The following is a 26,881-nucleotide window of genomic DNA, read 5'->3' as shown; positions in this document are numbered from 1 at the left end:
CTCGCCGGGGCCGCGGGCGCGGCCTGGGCCGGGGCGGCCGGGGTCACCGCGGGCGCGGTGCCCTCCATGGGATCGCCCGCCGTGCCGGGAGTGCCCGGCTTGTAGTCGGCGAAGAAGTCCCACCAGGCACGGTCGACCGAATTCGGGTCCTGGAGGTACTGCTGGTAGATCTCGTCGACGAGCCACTCATTGGCTCCGAAGGCAGCGGCAGGGTTCTTGCCCTGCCCGTCTTCGTCGGTCGAGATGCTCGCGTTACTGGGGGACTGAGACGACACGGCGTGAACCGCCCTCTTCCGCTTCACAAGGTGATGGACAGCGGGAATCAAGGCTACGCCTACCAGGGCTTCAGGTGCAGGCCGGGCGTGCCATCGTCGTGCAAGTCACATCCGAAGGCGGGTTTCGGCGGCTGAAATGGCGGGAAACAAGCGGGGTTCCATGGCGTCGGGCAGCCGTCGGGAAGCGTCACGGCACACAACGGCCGGATGACGGCAGGGCCACGACCCGGTGGCCGGCCTCCGTCGAGCTTCCTCCGGCCTCCGTCCGCGTCGCCGGACCTCCGTCGCCGGTCCGCCGACGGGCCTCCGGCCGGGCCGCGGACGGGCCTCCGGCCGGTCCGCCGTCGCCGGGCGTCCGTCCGTCTCCGCCGGTCTCCGCCGGGCCTCGCCCGGCTCGTGTCCCGGCGTTCCGGCGCGCGTCGCCCAGGCGTTCCGGCGCGCGTCTCGGAGATCGTGCGTCAACAGTGCGAAGCGTACGTCAACCGTGCGCTCGGGTTGTTCCTGGAAGAGTGACGCGTATCAGACATCCGCGAACCGATTCGGCCACCCCGATCCGGCCGCCGTGCAGATCGACCGCCCAGCGCGCGATCGCCAGTCCCAGGCCCGTACCGCCGTCGCTGCCGGGGCCGTGCGGGGACGGCGCGGTGCCCCGGTTGAAGCGCTCGAAGACCCGGTGCCGCTCCTGCTCCGGGATGCCGGGACCCTCGTCCTGCACCTCCAGTTCGAGCGACTCGGACCCGCCGCCGCGCCGGGCGCGTACGGTCACCCGGCCGTGCGGCGGGCTGTGTTTGACGGCGTTGTCGATGAGGTTGGCGACGACCTGGTGCAGCCGCTCCGTGTCCGCGTGCGCGGTCAGTTCGGGCGGCGAGACATCCAGATGCAGATGCACGTCCGTACGGGAGTGATTGCCGGAGCCGGAACTCGTCGAGCGCCGCGCGGCGGCCAGATTGGCCTCCTTGAGCACCCCGGAGAGATACGGCCACACCTCGAAACGCTGGGCCTTCAGCGGTACGACGCCGTTGTCCAGCCGGGACAGGTCGAGCAGTGTCTCCGTCAGCCGGCCGAGCCGCTCCGTCTGGCGCAGCGCCGTCAGCATCGTCTCGTTGTCGGCGGCGGACACCCCGTCCACGACGTTCTCCAGCACGGCCCGCAGAGCCGCGATCGGTGTGCGCAGCTCGTGCGAGACATTGGCGATCAGCTCCTTGCGGTGCCGGTCCTCCGCCTCCAGGTCGTCGGCCATGCGATTGATCGTGGAGGCGAGGTCGCCCAGCTCGTCCCTGCGGTCGGCGCCGCTGACCCGGCGGGTGTAGTCGCCGTGCGAGATGCCCTTGGCGACGGTGTTCATCTCGTCGAGGGGCGCGGTCAGCCCGTGGGCCACGAACTGGGTGATCAGCAGGGTGGCGATCACCGAGAAGACGGTGATGAAGCGCAGCTCGGTATCGGTGCGCAGGGCCACCATCAGCAGACCGGTGGTGATGAAGACGGAGACGACGACCAGGGTGCCGAGCTTGGCCTTGATGGAGAACGGGCGCAGGCCCGTGCTCCCGGGACCGCCGGGGTGCGGGTCCGTGTGATGCGTGCCGCGGCCCGGGTGCGTGCCTCTGCCCGAGCCGCCGGAGCCTGGCCGGCTCATGGCGCGGGGGTCTCCAGCGCGTATCCGACGCCGTGCACCGTACGGATCCGCTCGGCGCCGATCTTCCGGCGCAGCGCCTTGATGTGGCTGTCGACCGTACGGGTGCCGGAGGCGTCCGCCCAGTCCCACACCTCGGCGAGAAGCTGCTCCCGGGAGAGCACCGCGCGCGGGGTGTTCGCCAGGCAGACCAGCAGATCGAACTCGGTGGGGGTGAGATGCACATCCTCGCCCCGCACCCGCACCCGGCGCTGCGCGTGGTCGATCTCCAGCTCGCCCAGGCGCAGGATGCCGCTGCGCGGGGTCACCGCGGCGAGCGCCGCGCGCTCCACCCGGCGCAGCAGCACATGCACCCGGGCCGCCAGTTCCCGCATGGAGAACGGTTTGGTCATGTAGTCGTCGGCGCCGACCCCGAGGCCGACCAGCATGTCGGTCTCGTCGTCGCGGGCCGTCAGCATCAGCACCGGCACCGGGCGCTGCGACTGGACCCGGCGGCAGACCTCCAGGCCGTCGAAGCCGGGCAGCATCACATCGAGGACCATCACGTCCGGCTGCCAGGCCTCGGCCGCGTCGACGGCCGCCGGGCCGTCCACCGCCGTCTGCACCAGAAATCCCTCGGCCCTCAGCCGCGCGGCGATGGCGTCGACGATCGTGGCGTCGTCCTCGACGACCAGGACCCGGCGCTGGGCGCCGGGCGTGGCCGCGACTCCGTTGTGGCTGGTGTGTGTCTGCTCCATCGCCCCGCCCCTGGTACGCGTTCCGCGATCCTTGTTCCCGCGATCCACATTCCCGATGCGGATGTGGATCGATGTGTGTGGTGCAGCGTAGAGGCAGCGGGAGGTTTCCGGCTACGCAGTGCGAACACCGAGATGGACCACGTCGGGCAGGCCCCGGGCAACCCGGATCTCTTCCTCCCGTACCCCGGTGAAACCGGCATTCCGTAACGCTTCGCCGAAGACGGGCGACGGCCGGGCCGACCATACGGCGAGTACACCGCCGGGTTTCAGCCGCGCGCGGCAGGCGGCCAGCCCCTGCGCCGAGTACAGATTCCCGTTGCCCTCGGTCACGGTCCAGTCCGGTCCGTTGTCGATGTCCAGACAGAGCGCGTCGTAACGCTCCGTGGCGGTGTGCGCGTACTCCACCAGTTCGGTGTGGAGGATCACGGCCCGTGGATCGGCGAGCGCGGCGGCCGAGATCCGGTCGAGCGGACCCTCGCGATGCCAGTCGATGACGGCCTGCTCCCGCTCGACGACCACGATCCCGCCCCAGCGGGGATCGGCGGCGGCGTGCGCGAGGGAGAACCCCACCCCGAGCCCGCCGATGAGGACGGACGGCCGCGGGCCGGGCGTTCCCGGTCGCGGTGCGGAACGTGTACCGAGGAGCGTGGCCAGCGCGGCATCGATCAGCAGACGCTCGGACCGGCCGTCCGAGGTGTCCATCAGGAAGCATCCGTTGGCGATGATTTCCAGCCGTTCGCCGCGCTGTCGCAGCACGATCTCGCCGTACGGTCCGTCGCGGCGGTCGAGGGTGACGGGAGCGGAGTCCGGACCGGGGACCGAGAGGCGTACGGAAGTGGCGGATACAGGCATGCGGACCTCTCCGTCGGTGGAAGACTTGGCCAACATCCTGGTGCGGAGAACGGGACCGGGACAAATCGTTTGCGGCCCGCGAGGCCCGGCCCCGGCCCGGGACCCGGGACCCGGCCCCGGGACCTGGCCGCGGATTCAGCGCCCCTCGGTGTCACGGGACCGGTATGTCGTCGCAGTCGTCGGCGGCCAGATAGCGGGCGAGATAGGCGCGGCTCCGCTCGGCGTCCAGGGCCTCCAGCCGTTCGAGGAGGGCTTCGGCCTCAGGCCACCGGAAGTGCCGGCTCGGGGCGAGCCATTGATGTACGGCCGCGTCGACGGCGGCCCGCTCCTCTTCGGAGTGGTCGGATCCGCTCCAACCGCACTCCTCGCGGAAGTCCTCCAGGAGGAGCGCGCCGACCGCCCAGTTCGCGTAGTACGCGGGATCGGGCAGCCGGTCGCGTACGGCCAGGTCGGCGGGGGCCGGCAGCCGCACCTCCCCCGCCCGGAGCGCACGCGGGCCCTCGATCCAGCGGGCGGGCGCGCCGGGGACCCCGCGCAGTTCGGCGTTGGCACCGGCGAGCGCGGCCGAGACGGCGGGCAGCAGTTTTCGGTTTACCTCCGTCACACACACCCGCGGAACGCCGTCGTCGCAGACCAGCCGGGCCGCTTCCGGGTCCGGGTCCGGGCGCCACACGGAGTCGCCGGTCCGCGCGATCGGGACGGCCGCGAGGACGGCGAGGACGAGGGGTACCAGTGCGACGGCACGGCGCCGGGCCGCGTACGCCAGAAGCGCGGCCACCGCGAGACCACCGGTCCAGACCGCGCTCGCCGGTGCGAACCACCACACCGGCCGGTCCCAGAGAAAGGAGTGGTCGAGGCCCGGATCGAGCCACCGGGCGTCCGCGTCGGTGTACATCGGCAGGGCCAGACCGACATAGGTGACGACCGCGAGCGCCGGGGCGGCCAGGCGCCAGGGGACCAGCCGTCCGGCCACGAAGCCCAGCACACCGAGGGCGGCGATGGCCACCGCGTCGGCGACGACCAGTGAGACGAACGGAGGAGGCCCGCTCGCGTACGGCCAGGTCGCCAGCAGACACCCGCTCGCACCGATGAGGTATCCGATGAGCGGCCAGAGCGCGGCCGGCGCCAGGGCAGGCAGTGTCCGGCGCAGCCGGGTGCGGGGGAACGAGGTCCACAGGTCGCCGGTCCCGCGCCGCCGCTCCCGGCCGCCCTGCCAGCAGCCGGCGGCGGCGGCGACGGGCCCGCAGAGCAGCAGTCCCACGACACGCAGCAGATCAGTGGTGTCCGTCCAGTGCCCCTGCCATCGCGCCACCTTGGGATACATGGTGACCCAGATGGTCAGGGCGACCGCCGCCCCGGCCCAGGGACCGATGCCTCGCAGCAGTTCGGTGCGCACGGGCCGGACGGACCGCAGGCGTGCGGGGACGCGGTCCTCCCGGGTGTCCGGGGCGGCGTGACCGCGCGGGACGCGGGAGGTGTCGAGGGCGCTCATCGAGTGGCCTCCTGGGCGGTCCCGGAAGCGCCGGCCCCGGACGCGGCTGCGGAAGCGCCGGCCTCTGACGCGGATCCGGACACGGTCCCGGCCGGGGGTCCGGCCGGGGGTCCGGCCGTAATCCCTGACGCGGATCCCGCCGCGGCACGCCGCGCCCGGATCGCCCGTACCGCCGCCGTGTAGCCGCGCTCGATCGGGTTGTCGCCGGGCTCGCCCGTCCCGTCCCCCAGCGCGGTCAGCTCCGCCGTCGTACCGCGGAACGCGATCCGCCCCGATTCCAGCAGCACCACCTCCGAGCAGGCAGCCGCGACATCCTCCACGAGATGGGTGGAGACGATCACGGTGGAGTCGGCGCCCACGTCCCGGAGCAGTTCCCTGAACTCGACGCGCTGTTCCGGATCGAGTCCGGCGGTCGGCTCGTCGAGCAGCAGAAGACCGGGCTCGTTGACGATCGCCTGGGCGATTCCGACCCGGCGCACCATGCCTCCCGACAGGGTCTTCACCTTGGCGTCGATACGGTCCATCAGCCCCACCCGGTCGACCGCGCGCCGCACGGCCCCGGGCACCTGGGGCGCGGGCATCTCCTTGAGCCAGGCCACGTACGAGACGAACTCGCGGACCGTGAAGCCCGGGTAGTAGCCGAATTGCTGCGGGAGATAGCCGAGCCGCCGCCGTACCGCCGCGCGGGGCCCGTGCTCGGACACATCCCGGCCCAGCAGCTCCACCTGCCCCGCGGCGGGTGCGGCGACCGTCGCCAGCACCCTGATCAGGGAGGTCTTGCCCGCGCCGTTCGGACCGAGCAGTCCGTGCACGCCGATGCCCAGGCCGAGATCGACCGCGTCCAGGGCGACCGTCCTGCGGTGTCTGACGGTCAGCCCCCGTACCGCTACCGTGTCCGTCGCTTCCACGCCTGTTCCCCTCTCACTTCTGTCATTTCCATGGCGTCTGTCACTGCCATGGCGCTTCTCCGCTGTGCCTTCGCCGTGCCTCTGCCGTGCCTCTGCCGTGTTCCCGCCGTCTGTTTCCTGTGGTGTTCGCCCGTCCTCACGCGCGCCCCGGGGCACCGAGGGACGGGCGGTCGAAGGACCGCCGCCGCAGGACCAGCAATCCGGCGCACACCACGGCGCCGGCGGCCCAGCCCCCCTGCGCCTCGGCCCCGGCGAGACAGCGCGTCAGATACGCGGACAGCTCGGCCACCGGGAACGGCCCGACCTCCGCGCCGCCGTCCCGGCGCGCCGTCGCCAGCAGCGATCCGGCGATCGCCGCCCCCCACGCCGCCCCCACCGCCCCGGCCGCCGTGCGGCAGCCCACATAGGAGCCGAGCACCAGCGTGGCCAGCGTCAGCGCCAGGGCCGGCAGCAGCCAGGCCGCCGCGCCCGGCACCTCCATCGAGGGCACCGGGGACACCGAGGGCATCGAGGGCACCGAGGGCACCGAGGGCGCCGGGGACGCCGAGGACGGCAGCAGCACTCCAGCCAGGGTCAGCAGGGGCAGGCTCATGGCCAGGACCGCCGTCGTACGGGTCAGGAGCAGCCGCAGTCCGCCGCCGGGGGTGGACGCGCCGATCTCGTACATCGGGTCCGCGTGTTCCCCGTACGACACCGCCACCCCGGCCAGCGGCAGCAGCGGTGCCAGCGCCAGCAGGAGGGGGCGCGCCCCCGCGAAACCGGCTCCGTACGCCAGCGCGACCGCGCCTGCGGCCACCAGCACCACGGCCACCAGCCAGGAGCCGCGCAGCGCGGGCCCCGCGGCCCACAGGACACGGGCCGTCAGCCCGATCCGCGCGGCGGGCGGCGCGGACCTCACCGCCGCCGCCAGCACCGCTTCCCGTACACCGGCGAGCACCGGCCCCGCGGCCCCCCGCCGCACCGCCGCCGACACCAGGACGGCGCACGCGCCGCATGACTCGATGTGCTTCTCCAGCGACCAGGCGTCGGGTTCCGGTGCCGAACCCGTGGCATACCGGACGGCCAGCGCGTCGTCCACATGCCAGGCGCTTGTGCCGGGCTCGCCGCCATGCCCGCCGCCGCGTTTCCGGCCGTGGTTCCCGCCGTGCTTCCCGTCGTACTTCCCGTCGTGCTTCCCGATGGAATTCATGCCGTGCCTTCCGTGGGCGTGATCCGGTCCAGTGCGGCTCGTAGCTCCCTGCGGGCGCGCGTCGCACGGGACTTGACCGTGCCTTCCGGTATGCCGAGGAGCTGAGCGGTCTCGCGGGTGGTCAGTCCGTCGACGACCGTGGCGCGCAGCACCTCGCGCAGTTCGGGGGAGATCCGGTCGAGCGCGGTGCCGACGTCTCCGTACTCCAGTCCCGCCAGCACCCGCTCCTCGGCGGAGGGCGCGAGGGGGCGTGGCTCGTACGGCGGCTCCGCCCGGTCCCCTCGCCCGGCCCGTGCCTGTGCGCGCTGGGCGTCGACCAGACGCCGCGCGGCGATCACCCACAGCCAGCCGCCCGCCTCGCCGCCGTGATGGGCCGCGGCCGAGCGCCATACGGTCACGAAGGTGTCCTGGAGGACCTCCCTCACGGTCTCGGGGTCCTGACACCGCCGCGTCAGCCGGGCCAGCAGCCAGCCGGCGTGCCGGTCGTACAGCAGGGCCAGCGCTTCCGCGTCCCCTCCGGCGACGGCACGCAGCAGCGCGCCGTCGTCGCGGTCACCCTCCACGGGGCGGAACAGTCTCACGCCTCTCTATCGCCGGCACCGGCGCCGGCGGTTCACGGCCCGCCGGAACCGGATCGCGCGGGGAGGGATCCGCGGGTGAGGGGCCTGCGGGTGAGGGCCTGCGGGGAGGTCAGGAAGGGAGGGGTACGGCCGCGACGACGCGCTGGAGGGCGGGTACGGGCTCGGCGTCGGAGATCGCGACCTCGTGGTCCGCGTGGTTGATGGCGTAGACGAAGGCGTCGGGGGCGGGCCGGTCGAACATCACGCGCGGGAGCCGCTCCAGGCCGGACGCGTCGAGGGCCCGGCGCAGTTCGGTGAGTTCGGCGGGGCGCAGCTGACCCGAGCCGGTCGCACGGCCGGAGGACAGGACGGTGTACGCCCCGTCGTTGTTCACCTTGACACTGTCGTGACGGCCCGCGATGCCGCCGGACCTGGTGACGATGACGAGGGTCGCGTCGGGCGACGGGGAGGGGGAGCGGGCGGGCGTGCCCGACGCGGGAGGAGATGTGGGCGGTGCCGTGGACACCGACGCGGAGGGGGGCGCGGGGACCGTCGGGGCGGCCTGGCCGGTCGTAGCGGCAGGCGGGGTGTCCGCACGGTCCGTACCGTTCCCGCCGCATCCCACGAGCAGCAGAGCCGGCACCGCCGCCGTCAGCAGCGTGCCCGCCAGGACCCGTCCTGTCCGTCGCGATCCCAGTCGCAGCCGCATCTGGCCAACTCCCCGTCCGCCGCCCGTATCCCGGCCCCCCGGCGCCGAGCATGCCGAGGGTGTCCCTCCCGGCAAGCTCTGCCCCGTCGCGCGGCCCATCACGCACGCGCGGGCTTCCGCGCACGCGCGGCGACGGGCGATGGCCGCACTGACAGCCGAGGGTCGACGGGGCCGGGAAGCTGTGGCCGTCCCGGCGCGTTGAGCGCACACCACCCTTCGTCGGAGGCCGTTTCCCTGGGGTGGCAGGGCGATCGCTCAGAGCGAACGCGGCCGGGGGAACATCCTGGGACTCACAAGCATTGAGTCGGTATAGCTCAACTTGACTGCCGAAGGGGAGATCATGGCTGCCATGTCCACACCGCTCACGCTTCCCGTGCTGCCGCTCGACGACGAGGTCGTGCTGCCCGGCATGGTGGTGCCTCTCGACCTGTCCGACACCGAGGTCCGAGCCGCGGTGGAGGCCGCTCAGGCCGCCGCGCGCGCCGGCGACGGTGGTACGGGCAAGCCGAAGGTGCTGCTCGTGCCGCGCATCGACGGGGCCTACGCCGGGATCGGTGTGCTGGGGACCGTCGAGCAGGTCGGCCGGCTCTCCGACGGAGATCCCGGCGCGCTGATCCGCGGCCGTGGCCGTGTGAGGATCGGCGCCGGTACGACCGGGCCCGGCGCGGCCCTCTGGATCGAGGGCGTGAGTGTCGACGAAATCGTCCCCGACCCGCTGCCCGGCTCGGTCACCGAGCTGGTCAAGGAGTACAAGGCGCTCGCCACCGACTGGCTGAAGAAGCGTGGCGCCTGGCAGGTGGTGGACCGCGTCCAGCAGATCGAAGAGGTGTCCACCCTCGCCGACAATTCCGGTTACTCCCCCTTCCTCTCCACCGCCCAGAAGGTCGAGCTGCTGGAGACCACCGACCCGGTGGCCCGGCTGAAGCTCGCCACCGAGCAGCTCCGTCACCACCTCGCCGAGCAGGATGTCGCCGAGTCCATCGCCAAGGACGTCCAGGAGGGTGTCGACAAGCAGCAGCGCGAGTTCCTGCTCCGGCGCCAGCTCGACGCCGTACGCAAGGAACTGCGCGAGCTGAACGGCGAGGGCGACGAGGACGAGTCCGGCGACTACCGGACCCGTGTCGAGGCGGCCGATCTCCCCGAGAAGGTGCGGGAAGCCGCGCTCAAGGAGGTCGACAAGCTGGAGCGCGCCTCCGATCAGAGCCCCGAGGGCTCCTGGATCCGCACCTGGCTGGACACGGTGCTGGAGCTGCCCTGGAACGAGCGCACGGAGGACGAGTACGACATCCGGGGCGCGCAGACGGTCCTCGACGCCGAGCACGCGGGCCTGGAGGACGTGAAGGAACGGATCACCGAGTATCTGGCCGTGCGCAAGCGGCGCGCGGACCGCGGTCTCGGCGTGGTCGGCGGCCGTCGCGGCGGCGCCGTGCTGGCCCTGGTCGGACCGCCCGGGGTCGGCAAGACCTCGCTCGGCGAGAGCGTGGCGCACGCGATGGGCCGGAAGTTCGTCCGGGTCGCGCTCGGCGGCGTACGGGACGAGGCGGAGATCCGCGGCCACCGGCGTACCTACGTCGGCGCGCTGCCCGGCCGTATCGTCCGGGCGATCAAGGAGGCCGGTTCGATGAACCCGGTCGTCCTGCTCGACGAGATCGACAAGGTCGGCTCCGACTACCGCGGCGATCCGGCCGCGGCGCTGCTCGAAGTCCTGGACCCGGCGCAGAACCACACCTTCCGCGATCACTATCTGGAGGTCGAACTCGACCTGTCCGACGTGGTGTTCCTCGCCACGGCGAACGTCCTGGAGGCCATCCCGGAGGCGCTGCTCGACCGTATGGAGCTGGTCAGGCTCGACGGCTACACGGAGGACGAGAAGATCGTCATCGCCAGGGACCATCTGCTGCCCAGGCAGCTGGAGCGCGCGGGTCTGGAGCCCGGTGAGGTCACGCTGGCGGACGAGGCGCTGCGCAAGCTGGCGGGGGAGTACACCCGGGAGGCCGGCGTGCGGAATCTGGAGCGCGCGATCGCCAGGCTGCTGCGGAAGGTCGCGGCCGAGCACGAGCTGGGCGACCGCGAGCTGCCGTTCACCCTCGGCGCCGGCGATCTGCGCGGGCTGATCGGCCGGCCGCACCATGTGCCCGAGTCCGCGCAGGACCCGGCGGAGCGGCGTACGGCGGTGCCGGGCGTGGCGACGGGTCTCGCGGTGACCGGCGCGGGCGGTGACGTCCTCTATGTGGAGGCGTCGCTGGCCGACCCGGAGACGGGCGGATCGGGGCTGACCCTCACCGGACAGCTCGGTGACGTGATGAAGGAGTCGGCGCAGATCGCGCTCTCCTTCCTCCGCTCGCGCGGCGCGGAGCTGGAGCTGCCGGTGGCCGATCTCAAGGACCGGGGCGTGCACATCCACTTCCCGGCGGGCGCGGTCCCGAAGGACGGACCGAGCGCGGGCATCACGATGACGACGGCACTCGCCTCGCTGCTGAGCGGGCGCCTGGTCCGTACGGACGTCGCCATGACGGGCGAGGTCTCGCTGACCGGTCGTGTGCTGCCCATCGGCGGCCTCAAGCAGAAGCTGCTGGCGGCCCACCGCGCGGGCATCACGACGGTCGTGATCCCCAAGCGCAACGAGCCCGACCTCGACGACGTCCCGGCCGAGATCCTCGACAAGCTCGACGTCCACCCGGTCACCGACGTCCGCCAGGTCCTCGACCTGGCCCTGTCCCCGGCCGAGGTCCCGGTCGCGGCGGCCGCCTGACCGAAAACCGCCACGAACCCGCGACGAGTACGAACCCGCGACGAGCACCGCACAAGCGCCCACGGCCGGAACCCGCACCAGGGTTCCGGCCGCGGGCGTGCGATCCGCGCCTCGCAACGCGGCCGCTGACGGCGGGCCGCCGCGGGCTTCTCGCGAAAGGGGACACGGCGGCCCGCCGGCCGGTCCAGGGGCAGGACCGTATGGCCGGCCTTCAGGACCGGGTCCGTTCCTGCCTTGTTACGCTCGCGGGCATGAGCGTGGGGTTCGATGTCGGGGAAGCGCTGGCCGGGGTGCGGGGCAGGGGTGGGGCCTGGGGGTTTGTGCGGGGGTTCGCGCAGGGGTGGCGGGTGCCTCTGCGGACGGGGGACGGGTACGGGGAGGGGGAGATCGCCGATGCCGAGCGGCGGCTCGGGTTCGCGTTGCCCGTCGCGGTGCGGGAGGCGTACGGGCTGTTCGGGCGGCGGGGGGATCTGACGAGCAACCAGGACCGGCTGCTGGCTCCCGGGGAGCTGGTGGTCCGGGAGGGCGCGCTCGTGTACCGGGTCGAGAACCAGTACGCCGCCGAGTGGGGCGTCCTTCTCGCCGATCTCGACCAGGACGACCCACCGGTGCACGTCCGTGGGGCCGCGGGGTCTCCCGGCCGCTGGCTGCCGTTCCTGGACCGGTTCTCGCTCGCCTGTGTGGAGATGGTTCTCGCGGAGTCGGTCTTCGGCGCCCCGGACGGTCTCGGCGACAACCGCCATCTCGACGGCGTCGACGCCGGGGACATCGCGTCGCGCTACACCCGTGTGCCCCTGCCGGACTGTCCGCTGTGGGCGGTGGACGGCGGGGTGACGCGATGGTTCAGCGCGCCCGGCGTACTGCTGCGGGAGGACGCGGGACAGTGGCTCTGGGTGCTCGCCCGGACCGGGAGCGCCCTGGCGCGGGTACGGAACGAGCTGCCCGGCGACTGGCTGCTGTCGGTGCGGTCCTGACCGCGGCCGGTCCTGACAGCGGGCCGGGCATGACGGCAGGCCGCTCATGACAGCGGGCCGCTCATGACGGTGCGGTCCCGGCCGGCCTTCCGTTCCGGGCGGGACCGCGGACGGGACCGCGGGTGAGGCAGGGCGCGGGGTCAGCCGTTGGCCAGGGCCTGGACCCGGTCCAGGGCACCGTTGAACCTGTTGTGGTCGCCGACGATGGGGCCCGTCGAGGTGTACTGCCAGATCGTCTGGAAACCCCAGCCCGCGGGCAGTTCGCCGACCGAGCCGCCGTAGCGGGGGATCCAGAGCGGATTCGTGGAGGCGAAGCCCGGGTAGTTGCCGGTGCACGTCTTCCACCAGCTCGTGGCCGTGTAGATCAGCGCGTCGCGGCCGGTGCGGGAGCGGTAGGTCTCCAGGAAGTCGCCGATCCAGTCGACCATCTGGCCCCGTGTCTTGCCGTAGCAGGCCGCGCCGTACGGGTTCCGCTCGATGTCCAGCACACCCGGCAGCGTCTTGCCGTCGCGTGACCAGCCGCCGCCGTTGTCCACGAAGTAGTCGGCCTGGCTCGCGCCGCTCGAACCGTCGGGGGCGGCGAAGTGGTACGCGCCGCGGATCAGGCCCGCGTCGTACGCCCCGTTGTACTGCCGCGCGAAGTAGGGGTTCTTGTAGGAAGTCCCCTCGGTCGCCTTGGTGTAGGCCCAGTCCACCCCGCTGCTCCACAGGGCCACCCAGTTGACGTTGCCCTGGTGCCCGGAGACATCCACGCCCTCCGTCTGCGGGGCGCGGTCCGTACGGGGCGGATCGCCCTGGCCGTCGTGTTCGATGATGCCCATGCCCATGTAGGCCGTGCCTCGTGCGGGAGCAGAGGCGGGGGCGGGGGCGGGAGGCGGCGGATCCGCCGGGATGTCGGCCGCGCTCGCCCCATCCGGCCGGGCGAGGAGGAGCGCGGGAGTGGTGAGGAGGGCGGCGACCGCGGCGATGAGAGCGCGGCCGGCCGTTCCGGATCTGTGCACGGGCATTTCGTGCCTCCGAGGACCTCGTGGGGGAGGGCGTGAACCGGGTGACATGGGGTGGGGATGGACATGTCACTCATAACGCTACGCATGCGGGCCAGTTGACGGAAGCACGCCACGCGGCCGCTCCTGGAATAAACCTGCGAAATACTGGCCCGGCCGCGGCACGAGCTGTCGGCGAAAGAAACTTTCAGGGGCGGAAAAGCGCGCGATGGGTGCTGACGTGCACGGGAGTGGTACGGGAAATGAGCCGGAGCACGGCCGGTGGAGTGGTGTGGACCAGGAATTCCTGTCCCTGGAAAGGGAATTGGCGGTCTTTCTCCGCCGCGCCCGCGCCAGTTCCGGGGAGATGGCGCGCGAGGTCCATCCCGAGCTGGAGCCCGGGGCGTACGGACTGCTCGTACGGCTGGACGAGACCGGCAGCCAGCGGGCCACCGAACTGGCCGCGTACTTCGGGGTCGGCAAGGCCACGATGAGCCGTCAGCTCCGGGTGCTGGAGATGCTCGGCCTGGTCACGCGCGAGCCCGATCCGGCCGACGGGCGCGCCTGGCTCATCCGTATCACCGACGAGGGCGCGTCCCGCTTCCAGCGGGTCAGGAACGCCCGCCGTGAGCTGTACGTACAGAAGCTGGCGGACTGGGACCGCGCGGAGATCTCCGAGCTGGCCCGGCTGCTCCACCATTTCAACGAGCGCGCCGAGAGCTGAGACGCGCCAAGAGCTGAGACGCGCGGAGGCGTGCGGGGCGCTGACGGGCGCGGGGCGCGGAGGCGCTGGGACGCTGGGACGCGCGGGGCGCCGGCGGGCGCGGAGGCCGTGACGCGCCCCCCGGGCCGGGCCCCGGCCGTCCCTGTCCACCGGGCGGTCGGTCCGCGCGTGCCGCGTCGCCGCCCTTCCCGTCACAGCTCCACGTATGTCACCGTCGCGTCGTCGCTCGTCTTGCCCCTGCGGAACGTCACCCCGTCCGGGTCCGCCCACTCCGCCGCCCTGACCCGGTCGATCAGCTCCTGTGGGCCGTTCTTCCGTACGAGCGCCAGACAGTCCGCCCAGCCGCCCTCCTGGAACACCTCCACCCAGCGGGCCGCGCCGTCCGTGAGCGCGAGCAGGGACCGTACCTCCGCCGTCGGCGTACGGCCCGTCACCGCCTTCGCCGCGACCGCCGGGTCGGCCGCCGCCGTGAAGAAGCCGCCCTCCGCGTTGCGCAGGGCGTCCGCCGAGGCGACCGAGCGCAGGACCTCGCGCGGGACGCGGTCCAGCCGGTCGTCCAGCACCGCCCGCACCCCGCCGTCAGGCGACTCCAGCAGCAGTGTCGAGTCGGACAGGACCAGATGTTCGACCTCCTCCGCGCCCCAGCGCACCAGTACGACGGTGGCCTGAGGGGTGCGCACGTGAGAAAGGTCACATGTTTCGCGATGTGCGTCCGCCGTACGGGTGATCGATACGCCGAGGACCTCTGCCAGTGTCATATCCCGGCGGGAACCGGACAGTTCGGCGAGTGCTCCGCCGAGCCGTGAGGTGAACCAGGGCACACCATGTACACAACCGTCTTCCCCGGCCGGCGGGGTCACCCCGTCCAGGACGACCAGTGTTCCGCCCCGGCCGGCGGCGGGCAGAGCCACGGATGTCCAGTCCTCGTTGGGCCTCGCGGCGGCCCCCGGCACGCTGGCCAGTTCGATGCGCATGATGTCCAGTCTGCACGATTCCCCCGGCGGACCGCATGACTCCTTCACGGTCTCTGCACGCACTGTCGATGGACTCGTACGGCCTGGTCAACCACTGTCATTCGGTCAGAATGAACGCCGAACGGGACCGGGGTGGGATGAGAAAGAGCGCATCGGGAAGCTGCGGGCGCGCATCCTGCCAAACCATGCCCAGAAGGTCCACCCGGCACGCCAGGTTCCGGCTGGGCCCCGGCTGGGAAGAGTTGTTCGCCAACTCCTCCGTGATGTTCACTCGTTCAGGTGGCGGAGCGGCCGATACGTGCCCCCCTCGCACATGCGCTGGAATGGTCGGAAGCCGTACCAGGGGTGGGGGCTCTCTCGATGTGACCGGTCGTCACCTCCGCTTCATGGGTGAACGAGTCAAGAATGCGAGCACCGGTGCAGAAAAAGCGGCCTCGGGGTAACGGTGTCACGCGCGGCGGGGCGACCAAGGCTGAGACCGGCAAGGCCACGGTAGGCATGGCCGAGACGGGCAGTACGACGACGGACAGCGCCGGAACGGCAGGTTCCACGACCGGTCTGCCCGCTGCCGCCCCGGCCGGGGGCGGTACGGTCCGGGAAGGGCGCCGTGTGCGGGTGCGCAGCAGGCTGGTCGCCGGTGTCGCCGTCCTGGGCATCACCGTCGTCGCGGCGGGCGCCCCCGCCGTACTGAGCGCCTCCGCCGAGCTGAACGACGCCCAGCGTCTGGTCACCCTCGCCGAGCTGAACCAGCGGGCCGTGGTCCTGGCCCACTCCCTCGCGGACGAACGCGACGAGATCGTCGTCTTCATCGCCGCGGGCCGCGAGGAGCAGCCGGCCGGCACGGACTCCGGGTCCGGTTCGGCCGACGGTGACAGCGGTGACAGCGGTGGTGACACCAGCGGTGACAGCGACACCAGCGGTGGCGACAAGGGCAAGCACACGATCTCCGACGCCCGCAGCGTCCGTGTCGACCGCCAGATCGACGAGATACGTACCGCCGCCTCGGCCTCCCCCGGTCTGCTGCACGACCTCTCGACCGTCCCCTCCATCCGCCGTACCGCCCTCACCGGCAAGGGTTCGGCCATGGAGGCGTACCGCGCGTACTCCGACGTCATCGCCAAGCTCCAGGCGCTCGCCGACGAACTGGCCGAGAAGACCCCGCCCGAGGCCGCCGACGGCACCCGCGCCCCCGGCGCGCTCGGCCGCGCCGTGGAGCAGGCGTCCGCCTCCCGCGGTCTGCTGCTGGCCGCGCTCGCCGTGCCCGCGCCCACCGACACCGCACCGCAGTACGACCCGATCACCGGACTCCTCGTCGAGCCGCCGGCCGACTCGGACAGCAAGAAGAACGACCAGCTGCGCGACGAGCTGAGCGCCACCGCCCAGCAGTCGCGGGTCCGTGAACTCGCCGCGCTCGCCGACTTCGACCAGACCGCCGACAGCGAGGCGCGCGAGTCCCTGACCGCGACCGTCACCGGACCCGATGTCAAGACCGCCGAGGGGTATCTGACCCGGCTCACCGACCGGCCGGAACTCTCCGACTCCGACCGCGAGGCCGACCAGGAGAAGGTCGACTCCGCGCTCTCCGCCAGGATCGACCAGATGCGCGGCGTCGAGTCGGGACTCGGCTCCAGCCGGCTGGAGCGGCTCGAACTGCTCCGCGACGACGCCGTCACCGGTCTCGAACTGCGGATCGCGCTCCTCGGCGGCTGTCTGCTGATCGCCGTCGGGGTGTCCACCGCCGTCGCCCGTACGCTGACCAGGCCGCTCGCCGTCGTACGGATCGGCGCGGCCCGGCTCGCGGCGGCGCCGCAGACCGAGGAACCCGTCAGGTTCACCGGCCGCAACGACGAGTTCGCCCAGGTCGTACGGTCCCTCAACGGCCTGCACGGCAAGCTGCTCGATCTCTCCACCCGGGCCGAGACGCTCGACGGCGACCGCGCCGATCTGATCGCCGCGCGCGAGAAGGTCGTCGCGCAGCGCGCCGAACTCCAGGAGCGTACGGCCGAGATCGGCGCCCAGCTCCAGCGGCTGCGGCACACCGTCCACCACACCTTCGTCAATCTCTCGCTGCGCACGCTCGGCCTCGTGGAGCGCCAGCTCGCCGTGATCGAGGGGCTGGAGGAGCGCGAGCAGGAGCCGGAGCAGCTCGACACCCTCTACAAGCTCGACCACATGGCCACGGTCATGCGCCGGCACAGCGAGAATCTGCTGGTGCTGGCCGGCCACGAGCACGGCCACGGCTCCAACGGGCCCGTCCCGCTGGTCGATGTCCTGCGCGCCGCCGTCAGCGAGATCGAGCGGTACGAGCGGGTCACGATCCAGTCGCTGCCCCCGCACGCCCAGGTGGCCGGGTTCGCCGCGGACGACCTCAGCCATCTCGTGGCCGAACTGCTGGAGAACGCGACCTCCTTCTCCCCGCCGGACGCCGAGGTACAGCTCTCCGGCTGGCTGCTGGAGGGCGGCGAGGTGATGCTCTCCGTCCAGGACCAGGGCATCGGTATGTCCGCGGACCGGATCGCCGAGCTGAACGCGCGCCTCGCCGAGCCCGAGGACGCCAAGGACACCGGTGAGTCCGAGGGCGTCGAGGGCCGGGCGAGAAAGCGGTACGGCGGCGACATCGAGGGCGAGGGGCTCGGACTGCGGGTCGCCGCGCTGCTCGCGGCGCGTCATGGCGTACGGATCGAGCTGCGTGAGCATCAGCAGGGCGGTGTGGCCGCGGTCGTCGTACTCCCGCAGGCCCTGCTGCCCGCCTCGCCGCCGGCCGGCGCACCGCACCAGGCACGGACGGCGGGGGCGGCGCCCACGCTGCATCTGCCGGGGTCGGCCGCGGAGGCCAACTCCAACGCCCTTCCCGGGCGTTCGGCATCGGACCCGCTGGTCGCGGCGGCGGAGGCGGCGATCCGCAAGGCGGAGTCCGGCGGGACGGAGCCGGAGAGCTCCGGCGCCGAGCAGACGCCCGAGCCCCTGCCCGCGCCGGAGTCAGGCTCCGGGTCCGGCTCCGGGGCGGACGAGGTCACGGCGTCCGAGTCCGAGCTTGAGTCCGCACCCGAGTCCGGGCTTGAGTCCGAGCCCGCGTACGAGTCCGAGCTTGAGCCCGAGCGCGAGTCCGGGCGTGAGTCCGCGGCTGTGCTTGAGAGCGCGTACGAGCCCGAGCCCGAGCGGGGATTCGAGCCGGATCCGGAGCCGGAGAGCGGATACGAACCGGCCAAGGCCGTCGCCGTACCCGGGACCGCGCCGCTGCCCGGCCCGTACGCCATCGGCCCCGAGCGCCATGAGCGCGTCGCCGACGGTGAGCCCGGGACCGCCGGCACCGATCAGGACACGTTCACGATGCGGCTGCCGCACCGGCCCGGTGCGCCCAGGACCCCGGACGCGACAGCGGCCCCGGACCCGACAGCGGCCCCGGACCCGACAGCGATCCCGGGCGCGACAGCGGCCCCGGACGCCGTCGCGGACCCGGACAACGACTCCGACCCGGGCGACTTCCCCGCCCCCCGGCGGGAACGCATCACCGACAAGGGGCTGCCCAAGCGCACCCCCAGGACTGTCACACCCGCCGCCGCGCCCACCGGGCGCTCCGGCAGTGTCGACCCGGAAGCCCTGCGCCGCAGGCTCGGCGGCTTCCACCAAGGCGCGAAGGAAGGGCGACGCGATGTCGAGGCCGAACTCACGGAGCAGATAGCGCCCACGGCGTCGACCGAAGCACATACCGAAGAGGCGGGGGAAACAGTCGAGGAGGCACGCAGTTGACTGCGACCGGCACATTCGGACTGAGCAGCGAAGCCCGCAACCTGCAGTGGCTGTTGAGCAACCTCGTCGAGGAGGTGCCAGGAGTCCACTCGGTCGCCGTCGTCTCGTCCGACGGACTTCTGCTGCTCTCCTCCGACCCGGGGCAGAACACCGAGGCGGTCGCCACCGTGCGTCAGGAGGGCCCCCGGGGCTCCAGCGCGGATCTGGCCACCATCGTCTCGGGCATCGGCAGCCTGACCGTGGGAGCGGCGAAGCTGATGGACGGCGGCGGGGTCAAACAGACCATGGTTGCCATGGAGGAGGGCAGCGTTTTCGTCATGGCGATCAGCGACGGCTCGCTGCTGGGGGTGCACGCCACCCCCGACTGCGACATGAGTGTGGTCGCGTACCACATGGCGCTCTTCGTCGGCCGCGCCGGACATGTACTGACCCCCGAACTCCGCGACGAGCTGCGCAAGTCGATGGAGTCGACGGAGAGCGCCGAATGACGCCCCCCACCGAACCGGGCAGGCGGCTCCCCGTACGCGGCGGGGACCGCAGGCCGGCCCGGGTCCGTCCCTACTCCCTGACCGGCGGACGTACCCGTTTCGGGCATGTCCTGCTCGTCGAGACGTTCGTCGCCGCGATCGAAGCGGCCGACGAGCGCAAGGAGTTGACGGACGGCGGAGCGTCCTCCAAGGTCATGCCGGAGATACAGGCGATTGTCGAGCTCTGCCGGCGCATGCGTACAGTGGCAGAGGTGTCGGCGTTGCTCAAGATGCCGCTGGGGGTGGTCCGGGTGCTGCTCAGCGACCTGGCCGACCAGGGAAAGATCCGTGTGTACGGGACCGGGTACGGAACCGGCCAGCCCGACCACGCACTGCTGGAAAGGGTGCTGAGTGGACTCCGCCGTCTCTGACGCCACAGCTACCGCTGGTGTCACCGCTGCCACAGGCGTGACGAGCGCCTCGGGCGTCACCACCGCCGCCGGTGTGACCGCCGCCGGTATGACCGCCTCGGGTGCGACCGCTTCGCGTGTCATGCCCGCGCCGTTCGTGACCGAGCCCGAAGAAGAGCTCAAGGCGTGGCAGATGGACCGTACCCGCGCGCCCATCGCCACCAAGATCGTGGTCGCGGGCGGCTTCGGCGTCGGCAAGACGACCTTCGTCGGCGCGGTCTCGGAGATCCCCCCGCTCCAGACCGAGGCGCTGATGACCCAGGCCAGCGCGGAGACCGACGATCTCAGCGCCACGCCCGACAAGGTCACCACGACCGTGGCGATGGACTACGGCCGTATCACCCTCGACAACGACCTCGTGCTCTACGTCTTCGGCACCCCGGGCCAGGAGCGCTTCTGGTTCATGTGGGACGACCTGGTGCGCGGCGCGATCGGTGCCGTCATCCTCGTCGACACCCGGCGGGTCTCCGACTCCTTCCCGGCGCTCGACTACTTCGAGAGCTGCGGACTGCCCTATGTCGTCGCGGTCAACCACTTCGAGGGCTCCGAGCCGTTCGACATCGATGACGTACGGGACGCGCTGACCATCCCGGACGAAATCCCCGTACTGATCATGGACGCGCGCCAGCGGATCACGGTTGTCGAGTCGCTGCTCACGCTGGTGCGCCACGCGCTCGAATCCTCCCCCGAATAGCATCCGGCGGGCCGGCAGGCGCTCGGCGGGCCGCCGAGCGCCCGGCAGACCGATGGCGCCCGAACTCGCAGCACGTACGCAAACGGAGAACCCGCCATGCGGAAGATACTCGTCGTCGGAGCCGGCCAGTCCGGGCTTCAGCTCGCCCTCGGCCTCCAGTCGCGTGGGTACGAGATCACCCTGATGTCCAACCGCACGGCGGACGAGGTCCGGTCCGGCCGGGTCATGTCCACCCAGTGCATGTTCCACACCGCGCTCCAGCACGAGCGGGATCTCCAGCTCGGCTTCTGGGAGTCCCAGGCGCCGAGGATAGAGGGCCTCGGCGTCTCGGTCACCGCGCCCGACTCCAGCCGTGCCGTCGACTGGGTCGCCACGCTCGACGGATACGCCCAGTCCGTCGACCAGCGGGTCAAGATGGCCGGCTGGATGGAGACCTTCGCGCAGCGCGGCGGCCAGCTCGTGATACACGGCGCGGCCGTCTCCGACCTGGACTACTTCTCCCGTACCTACGATCTGGTGCTGGTCTCCGCGGGCAAGGGCGAACTGGTCTCGATGTTCGGCCGCGACGCCTCCCGCTCCCCGTTCGACGCTCCGCAGCGCGCGCTCGCGGTCGCGTATGTCCACGGTCTCGGTCCGCGCCCCGAGCACCCGCACTACGACGCCGTGCGCTGCAACCTGGTGCCGGGCGTCGGCGAACTCTTCGTGATGCCCACCCTCACCACCTCGGGCCGTGCGGACATCCTCTTCTGGGAGGGCATACCCGGCGGTCCGCTCGATGTCTTCCGGGGCGTCAAGGACCCCGCCGAGCATCTCTCGCTCACCCTGGAGCTGATGGAACGTTTCACGCCCTGGGAGTACGCGCGCGCCACGAAGGTCGAGCTGACGGACGCCAACGCCACGCTCGCGGGACGGTACGCGCCGACCGTGCGCCACCCGGTCGGACGGCTGCCCGGCGGCGGTCTCGTCCTCGGTGTCGCCGATGTCGTCGTCGCCAACGACCCGATCACCGGACAGGGCTCCAACTCGGCTTCCAAGTGCGCCGCCTCGTATCTGGAGTCGATCGTGGCGCACGGCGACCGGCCGTTCGACGAGGCATGGATGCGGTCGGCGTTCGACCGGTACTGGGAGACCGCGCGGCATGTCACGAAGTGGACGAACGCCATGCTGGGCGTACCGCCGGAGCATGTCCTCAACCTGATCGGCGCGGCGGGCGGGCTCCAGCCGGTGGCCGACCGGATCGCGAACGGCTTCAACGACCCGGCCGACTTCGAGAACTTCTTCTACGAGCCCGAGAAGGCGAACGCGTATCTGGCGGAGGTCGGGGCCGGGGCCGGAGCGGCCTGACCGCGCCCGCCCGTACTGCCCGCACGGCCCGTACTGCCCGTCCGCCCGCCCCGCTTGAGCCGCCTGGCGCCGCCCGTCCGTCCGTCCGCCCGTCCGTCTCCGCGCTGTTCCGTTTCTGCCGTCTCTGCCGTTCCTGCCGCGCGTCAGCCCTGGTTGTAGCCGGTGTCCGCGCCGTCCATGGCGCCCTCGGGCAGTTCGGGCGGTGAGTACGCCCCGGGGTTCAGGGAGCGGGCCTCGGGGTCCGGTCGTACGGCGCCCAGCAGCGGGTTCGCCGCGATCGGGGAGACCTTGACACGGGCGCCGGGGCGGGGCGCCTGGATCACCATCCCGTCGCCGAGATAGATCGCCACATGGGTGGCCTCAGGGAAGTAGATCACCAGATCGCCGGGGCGCAGCTCGCTCAGCGAGACCTGGGGGAGTTCGTGCCACTGCTCCTGGCTGGTACGGGGGATGGCCACCCCGGCGCGCGACCAGGCCTGCTGGGTCAGCCCCGAGCAGTCGAAGGTGTCCGGCCCCTCGGCGCCCCACTCGTACGGTTTGCCGATCTGCTCGGCGGCGTAGCGCAGGGCCTCGCCGCCCCTGGCCGACGGCGCTCTGCCCGCCTCGCCCCCGGGCGCTCCGGGCGCCCCGGACGCTCCCGGGGGCGAGGCGGCTCCTCTTCCGATGCCCTCACCGAGCGCGCCCGAGGCGAGCAGTTCGCGCTGGGCCTTGTCCGTACCGGCCTTCTCCAGCGCGGCCACCGCGGCGATCTGCCCGCCGCTGAGCGAGGCGAGCAGCTTCTCCACGTCCAGGAGCCTGGACCTGACCATGTCGCGTTGTTTGCGCTGCTTGGTGGCGAGCGACTGCTGCCTGCCGAGAGCCTCGCGGGAGGCCGCCGCCAAGGCGGCGGAGTGCTTCTCGGTGCTGGCGAGCCGCGCCATCGTACGGGCTCTGTCGCGTGCGGTGCGCTTGAGCAGATGGCTCTCGTCCAGGGCGTGCCGCGGGTCGGGGGCGAGCAGCAGCCGCAGATAGCCGGAGAGTTCGGACTGCCCCTGGTACTGCTGACGGGCCAGCCGGCCAGCCTCGCTGCGGCTCAGGGACAGGGCGGTACGGGCCCGTGCGAGGGCGGCGGTGAGCCGCTTGGTCTCGGCGCGCTGCTGGGCCAGTTCGCTCTCGGTGGCGTTGAAGGCCTCCGTCGCCCGCTCGGCCTGGCGGTAGAGGAGCTGGAGCCGGCTCAGCATCTCGGAGACGGTCCGGGGCGGGGAGGCGTCCAGGGCGGCGGCGTCGGCGGGGCCTCCGGCGCCGGCGGCTCCGTCCTCGGCGGGCAGCGGATCGCCGCCGCTCTCTGACGCTGCGTCAGGCGCGTCGGTCCCGCCCTCGGTCCTGGCCTTGCCCTTGGTCTTGCCTCTGTCCTTGTTCTGGGACGGGGAGGGGGACTCCGACGCGGAAGCCGAGGCGCCCGCCGCTTCGTCGCCCGGCTCCGCGACCGCGTGCGACGCGAAGGGCACCCCGGCGAGGACCGTCGCGGTGGCCAGTGCCGCCGTACAGACCGCGCGCACCAGTCTTCCTGACATGCCATCACCTCCGGTTGCGGAACGGAGAGTCCAGCACTAGGCGATGATGAGGTGAGATGACGTACGAATACCCCATAAATGGGCGGGGTGGCGCAACAGCATCACCCCCCTGAGGGACCACGGCGGGATCGTGCCACGGCTCCGAGTGCGAGTGCGAGTGAGGCTGCGGCTGCGGCTCGGGTTGCGGTTGAGACCGCCGGCGTGGTCGCGACCGTGCCCCCTACGGCGGGGCCCCTACGGCGCCCCGCCGCCCGGTTTCGACCAGGGCCATTTCAGCGTGCGGCGCTCACGGCCCGTGGAGACGTACTCGTACTTCCACCCGCGCTGGAGCCCAAGTCGCTTGCTGTAGCCCGCCGGTGCGCGCCGGTAGGTGTGCACGGTCGGCGGCCCGCCGTCCGCGTCGGGCACCGGGATCTCGTACCACTTGGGCGGATGCCCGGTCGGCCCCGTCAGCACGGGCAGTACGCGTCCGTCCATCGGACCGCCGACAAAGAGGGTGTCTTCGCTTCTCACGGGCCCAGTCTCGCTCAGCCCGGCGGAGAAGGGCTCCCGCGCCGCCCGCTCCCGCGCCGCCCACCACTCCGGACTCCGGCACCCCGGTGTCCCCCGAGGCGTCCGGGCGGGCCCAGCGACCGGCCGGTCCGGGTGTGTCCGGGAAGGGGATGGGTTTCGGTGACGTACCGCCGTCGGCCGTATGACGGACCCGGACGCTCCCGGGTTCATGGACGTCCGCCGGCGCCGGGAGAGGCGCCGGATTCCGTCCCCCGGCCGGCGCCGGGTCGGGCGGACGTCGGCTCCAGGCCCTGGGCGGCCCCGTTCACCCTGGGGATCACCCGGTGGGCCAGGGTGGCCACGGGGCCGTCCGGACGCTCGTACGACATCAGCGCGTCGACGGCCCCGGCGGTCTCCTCGTCCGTGGCCGCGGTGGTGACCAGGAGCGCGATGAGATGGTCGATCAGCCAGTCGCGCAGTTCGGCGGCCGGCGGCTGCTTGCCCTCGTCCAGCCATATCAGCGACGCCGATTCGACGGCCGCGATCCAGGTCCGCACCATCATCCGCAGCCGCGCGCCCGCCGGCTTCCGCGCCGGCCGGCCCGTGGCCGGTCCGCCCGCGGCCACCCGGCCCGTGCCGATGTGGAGCAGGATCTGCTCGGCCGCGGCCCGCCGTACCTCGTCGACCATCGCGGTCGTCCGGGACGTCTCACAGACGCTGCCGCCCTGGAGCAGCGCGCTGAATCCGGCGCCGTGCTGGTCGACGAAGGCGAGATAGCGGTCGAGCACACGCCCCAGCCGCTCGGTCGGCGGGCCCACCGGCGGTTCGGTGAAGCACAGTTCCAGCTCGTCGGCGGCGGAGCGGAGCGCCGCCTCGTACAACTCCTGCTTGCCGCCCCGGAAGTACCGGTAGACGAGCGGCCGCGAGACCCCGGCCGCCGCCGCGACATCATCGAGGGAGACGTCCTCGGGAGCCCGGTGCGCGAAGAGCGTGAGCGCCGTGTCGAGGAGCTGCGTACGGCGCTCCTCGACGCTCAGCCGTCGGTACGCGGGTGCTGCGGGGGCGGTCATGTCGGCAGCGTAACCGCCCCCGACGGCCGGTCGGGCCGCGGAGTGAGGCGGACGGAGAACACCGCGTCCATCAGTGCTCGGTCCGTCGGCGGCCATACGGACGAACCTCCGAATGCGGCGCATCACGCGCGTTCGGACGGCACGATGGTCCCTATGGCCACCCCACACACAGCTGTTGCCGACCGAGCGGCCGCCCGTCGCAGTCTCGAAGGGCTCGCACTGGGCGATGCCTTCGGCGAGCGCTGGTTCCCGCTCTTCCGCGAACGCCCGCGCGCCTACGCGGAGATCAAGGCGCGGCTCACGCCGCAGGAGCTGGAGTGGCACTGGACGGATGACACGGCGATGGCCCTCGCGATCCAGGGCGTCCTCCACGAGCACGGCGCCATCGTCCAGGACCGGCTGGCCAGTTGCTTCGCACTCACCTACGACGCGGATCCGGCCCGTGGCTACGGGCACGGTATGCATGTGCTGCTGCCCGCCCTGCTCCCCGAGCCGGAGAGCTGGCGCACCCTGGCCCCCGGCCTGTTCGAGGGCGGCAGTCTGGGCAATGGCGCGGCGATGCGGGTGGCGCCGCTCGGCGCCTGGTTCGCCGGTGACCTCGAACGCGTCGCCGAACAGGCCGTCCTCTCCGCCGAGGTGACCCACGCCCATCCGCAGGGGATCGCGGGCGCGGTGGCGGTCGCCGTGGCGGCGGCGCTGTCGGTACGGTCCGAACTGTCCGTGGCGGCGGTGGCCGAGGCCACGCCCGAGGGCCCGGTACGGGACGGTCTCGCGCGGGCGGCGGAACTGCCCTTCACCACCGAGCCGTGGAAGGCCGCCGATGTGCTCGGCAACGGCGGGCGGATCCGCGCGGACGACACCGTGCCGTTCGCGGTGTGGACGGCCGCCCGCCACCGTGACGATCTGCCGGCCGCGCTCTGGTCGACGGCCGAGGGCTTCGGGGACGTGGACACCACCTGCGCCATCACCGGGGGCATCGTCGCGGCCCGTACGGGGACGGGCTCGGTCCCGGCGCAGTGGCGGGAGCGCCGCGAGCCGCTGCCGTAGGGTCTAAGGGGCCGTGGGGGCCGGGAGGGCCTTGCGGGGCGCCGGGGGCGCCGGGGGCGCCGCGTGTTTCTCCGCCACGACAGCCATGTCGAGCAGGGACACATCCGCTCCCCGTGCCGCGACCAGTTGCAGCCCGACCGGGCAGCCGTCCGCCGTGAAACCGGCCGGAATGCTCGCGGCGGGATGCCCGCTCAGATTGAACGCCCAGGTCAGTGCCGTGGAGTAGAGCTCGCCCGGCCCCTCGTGCCCATGTGGCCGGTTCGGGGTGACCGGGGTGAGCAGCAACGGCGTACGCGCGAACAGGGCGTCGAGCCTGCGGTCGTTCTCCGCCCGCACCTCCGCGGCCCGTACCCCGGAGCCCCCGGACTGATCGCCGCCGCGCACGGTTGTCCAGGCCTCGCACGGATCGAGGAGTACGAACGGCTCGGTGAGCGCCGACGGCCCGTCCGGCGTGAGCGGGCCGCCCGGTCGTACGAGCCGTACCACCCCCGCCGCCACCAGCCGCTCCACCGCCGCCCCTACCACCCCCGCGACCTCCGGGTCCGGCCGCGCGTAGCCCAGATCGGGGGAGAAGACCGCCGGCACCGGCAGAGACACGGCAGCCGGTGCGTTGTACAGGGTGTCGTACGTGGCGTCGTACATGGCGGCGTACGTGCCGGGTATGCCGAGCACGCAGCGCAGGAACGGCCGTGCCTCCGCCGCCGACCGTGCCAGTACGCCCGCCGAGGCCAGCCCCGTACGGTCCGGCGACGGCAGCAGTCCGTTCGTCGTCTTCAGACCGAACACCCCGCACCAGGCGGCCGGGATCCGGACCGAGCCGGCTCCGTCGCTGCCCGTGGCCAGCGGCACCATGCCGGCCGCCACCGCCACCGCGGAGCCCGCCGAGGATCCGCCGGGGGTACGGTCGGCGCGGTACGGGTTGACCGTACGGCCGTGTCTGCCCTGCCCCCAGGTCTGCCAGTACGTGCCGGGCCCCGGCACCGCCGTCGAGCCCACCGGCACCGCCCCCGCCGCGATCAGGCGCTCCGCCGCGTACGACCGGATCCCGGACGGCCCCTTCACCGCGAACGGCACCCCGGCGAGGGGCAGCCGCCCGTCCACCGCGCGTGCCCGTGCCCGCGCTTCGTCGTCCCACACCTCGATGAACGCGCACAGCCGCGGATCGAGCCGTTCGATCCGTGCCAGCGACTCCCCGACCCTGTCCGTCATCGGCACGTCCTCAGGCACGTCCAGCG

24 protein-coding genes are annotated in these 26,881 nt (G+C 72.5%); 9 read left to right on the top strand and 15 right to left on the bottom strand.

Annotated features, from left to right (window positions below):
* The 9 genes from ACWGDX_RS21625 to ACWGDX_RS21585 all read right to left on the bottom strand — a co-directional run.
* The coding region (locus tag ACWGDX_RS21625; protein WP_453627865.1) for a 2-oxoglutarate dehydrogenase E1 subunit family protein at positions 1–275 on the bottom strand (275 nt) is incomplete at its 3' end.
* 478 nt (positions 276–753) lie between these two features.
* Complete coding sequence (locus ACWGDX_RS21620) at positions 754–1,809, bottom strand: HAMP domain-containing sensor histidine kinase (protein ID WP_453627875.1); 1,056 nt, start codon at positions 1,807–1,809, stop codon at positions 754–756.
* Positions 1,810–1,904: 95 nt separating this feature from the next.
* Positions 1,905–2,642: a response regulator transcription factor gene (locus ACWGDX_RS21615; protein ID WP_066948181.1), complete on the bottom strand. Its 738-nt coding sequence runs from the start codon at positions 2,640–2,642 to the stop codon at positions 1,905–1,907.
* 111 nt (positions 2,643–2,753) lie between these two features.
* Complete coding sequence (locus ACWGDX_RS21610) at positions 2,754–3,494, bottom strand: spermidine synthase (protein WP_453627863.1); 741 nt, start codon at positions 3,492–3,494, stop codon at positions 2,754–2,756.
* A gap of 151 nt (positions 3,495–3,645) precedes the next feature.
* The gene (locus ACWGDX_RS21605; RefSeq protein WP_453627861.1) at positions 3,646–4,986 is read right to left on the bottom strand and encodes a hypothetical protein; all 1,341 of its coding nucleotides are present in this window, start codon (positions 4,984–4,986) and stop codon (positions 3,646–3,648) included.
* Entirely contained in the window at positions 4,983–5,894 is a 912-nt protein-coding gene (locus ACWGDX_RS21600) for an ABC transporter ATP-binding protein (protein ID WP_453627859.1), read from the bottom strand. Before ACWGDX_RS21600 ends, ACWGDX_RS21605 begins: the two co-directional genes overlap by 4 nt.
* A 136-nt stretch (positions 5,895–6,030) precedes the next feature.
* Positions 6,031–7,083, bottom strand: coding sequence for a zf-HC2 domain-containing protein (locus ACWGDX_RS21595; protein ID WP_453627857.1), 1,053 nt, complete (start codon positions 7,081–7,083; stop codon positions 6,031–6,033).
* Positions 7,080–7,664 (bottom strand): RNA polymerase sigma factor, encoded by a 585-nt coding sequence (locus ACWGDX_RS21590; protein WP_453627855.1) that lies wholly within the window; start codon positions 7,662–7,664, stop codon positions 7,080–7,082. The genes ACWGDX_RS21595 and ACWGDX_RS21590 overlap by 4 nt, the downstream gene beginning before the upstream one ends.
* Before the next feature lie 109 nt (positions 7,665–7,773).
* Positions 7,774–8,352: a hypothetical protein gene (locus ACWGDX_RS21585; RefSeq protein WP_453627854.1), complete on the bottom strand. Its 579-nt coding sequence runs from the start codon at positions 8,350–8,352 to the stop codon at positions 7,774–7,776.
* A 340-nt stretch (positions 8,353–8,692) separates the two neighbouring features.
* Between ACWGDX_RS21585 and lon the strand changes: the two genes are divergently transcribed.
* Positions 8,693–11,104, top strand: a complete 2,412-nt coding sequence (lon, locus tag ACWGDX_RS21580; protein WP_453627852.1) for an endopeptidase La — start codon at positions 8,693–8,695, stop codon at positions 11,102–11,104.
* Positions 11,105–11,355: 251 nt separating this feature from the next.
* Positions 11,356–12,078 (top strand): hypothetical protein, encoded by a 723-nt coding sequence (locus tag ACWGDX_RS21575; protein WP_453627850.1) that lies wholly within the window; start codon positions 11,356–11,358, stop codon positions 12,076–12,078.
* 140 nt (positions 12,079–12,218) lie between these two features.
* Here the strand turns inward: ACWGDX_RS21575 and ACWGDX_RS21570 are convergent, their stop codons facing one another.
* Positions 12,219–13,085: a lysozyme gene (locus ACWGDX_RS21570; RefSeq protein ID WP_453627849.1), complete on the bottom strand. Its 867-nt coding sequence runs from the start codon at positions 13,083–13,085 to the stop codon at positions 12,219–12,221.
* Between the two features lie 205 nt (positions 13,086–13,290).
* Here ACWGDX_RS21570 and ACWGDX_RS21565 point away from each other — a divergent pair, with 205 nt between their 5' ends.
* Entirely contained in the window at positions 13,291–13,785 is a 495-nt protein-coding gene (locus ACWGDX_RS21565; RefSeq protein WP_453627848.1) for a MarR family winged helix-turn-helix transcriptional regulator, read from the top strand.
* Positions 13,786–13,976: 191 nt separating this feature from the next.
* On the opposite strand, the gene ACWGDX_RS21560 is transcribed toward ACWGDX_RS21565, so the two are convergent.
* Positions 13,977–14,759 carry a hypothetical protein gene (locus ACWGDX_RS21560; protein ID WP_453627846.1) on the bottom strand — a complete coding sequence of 261 codons (783 nt, stop codon included), beginning with the start codon at positions 14,757–14,759 and terminating at the stop codon, positions 13,977–13,979.
* Between the two features lie 417 nt (positions 14,760–15,176).
* On the opposite strand from ACWGDX_RS21560, the gene ACWGDX_RS21555 reads away from it, so the two are divergent.
* From ACWGDX_RS21555 to ACWGDX_RS21535, 5 genes are all read left to right on the top strand, one after another.
* Positions 15,177–18,509: a nitrate- and nitrite sensing domain-containing protein gene (locus tag ACWGDX_RS21555; RefSeq protein ID WP_453627844.1), complete on the top strand. Its 3,333-nt coding sequence runs from the start codon at positions 15,177–15,179 to the stop codon at positions 18,507–18,509.
* Complete coding sequence (locus ACWGDX_RS21550; protein ID WP_453627842.1) at positions 18,506–18,997, top strand: roadblock/LC7 domain-containing protein; 492 nt, start codon at positions 18,506–18,508, stop codon at positions 18,995–18,997. The genes ACWGDX_RS21555 and ACWGDX_RS21550 overlap by 4 nt, the downstream gene beginning before the upstream one ends.
* The gene (locus tag ACWGDX_RS21545; RefSeq protein WP_382863493.1) at positions 18,994–19,407 is read left to right on the top strand and encodes a DUF742 domain-containing protein; all 414 of its coding nucleotides are present in this window, start codon (positions 18,994–18,996) and stop codon (positions 19,405–19,407) included. Before ACWGDX_RS21550 ends, ACWGDX_RS21545 begins: the two co-directional genes overlap by 4 nt.
* A complete protein-coding gene (locus tag ACWGDX_RS21540) occupies positions 19,388–20,140 on the top strand; it encodes a GTP-binding protein (RefSeq protein ID WP_453627840.1) in 753 nt (250 codons plus the stop codon). Before ACWGDX_RS21545 ends, ACWGDX_RS21540 begins: the two co-directional genes overlap by 20 nt.
* Positions 20,141–20,236: 96 nt before the next feature.
* Positions 20,237–21,484: a styrene monooxygenase/indole monooxygenase family protein gene (locus ACWGDX_RS21535; protein ID WP_453627839.1), complete on the top strand. Its 1,248-nt coding sequence runs from the start codon at positions 20,237–20,239 to the stop codon at positions 21,482–21,484.
* A gap of 143 nt (positions 21,485–21,627) precedes the next feature.
* On the opposite strand, the gene ACWGDX_RS21530 is transcribed toward ACWGDX_RS21535, so the two are convergent.
* The 3 genes from ACWGDX_RS21530 to ACWGDX_RS21520 form a co-directional block, all read right to left on the bottom strand.
* Entirely contained in the window at positions 21,628–23,037 is a 1,410-nt protein-coding gene (locus ACWGDX_RS21530) for an NlpC/P60 family protein (protein WP_453627837.1), read from the bottom strand.
* A 234-nt stretch (positions 23,038–23,271) separates the two neighbouring features.
* Positions 23,272–23,550, bottom strand: a complete 279-nt coding sequence (locus tag ACWGDX_RS21525) for a hypothetical protein (protein WP_453627836.1) — start codon at positions 23,548–23,550, stop codon at positions 23,272–23,274.
* 206 nt (positions 23,551–23,756) lie between these two features.
* Positions 23,757–24,599, bottom strand: coding sequence for a TetR/AcrR family transcriptional regulator (locus ACWGDX_RS21520; RefSeq protein WP_453627834.1), 843 nt, complete (start codon positions 24,597–24,599; stop codon positions 23,757–23,759).
* Positions 24,600–24,752: 153 nt separating this feature from the next.
* Between ACWGDX_RS21520 and ACWGDX_RS21515 the strand changes: the two genes are divergently transcribed.
* Positions 24,753–25,646, top strand: a complete 894-nt coding sequence (locus ACWGDX_RS21515) for an ADP-ribosylglycohydrolase family protein (RefSeq protein ID WP_453627832.1) — start codon at positions 24,753–24,755, stop codon at positions 25,644–25,646.
* Positions 25,647–25,649: 3 nt separating this feature from the next.
* On the opposite strand, the gene ACWGDX_RS21510 is transcribed toward ACWGDX_RS21515, so the two are convergent.
* A complete protein-coding gene (locus ACWGDX_RS21510) occupies positions 25,650–26,855 on the bottom strand; it encodes an amidase (protein WP_453627873.1) in 1,206 nt (401 codons plus the stop codon).
* Between the last annotated feature and the right edge of the window lie 26 nt (positions 26,856–26,881).

It is taken from the genome of Streptomyces sp. NPDC055025 (assembly GCF_053608565.1).
Note: the sequence above shows the minus strand (reverse complement) of the source record. Positions and strands in the feature narration are given on the sequence as shown.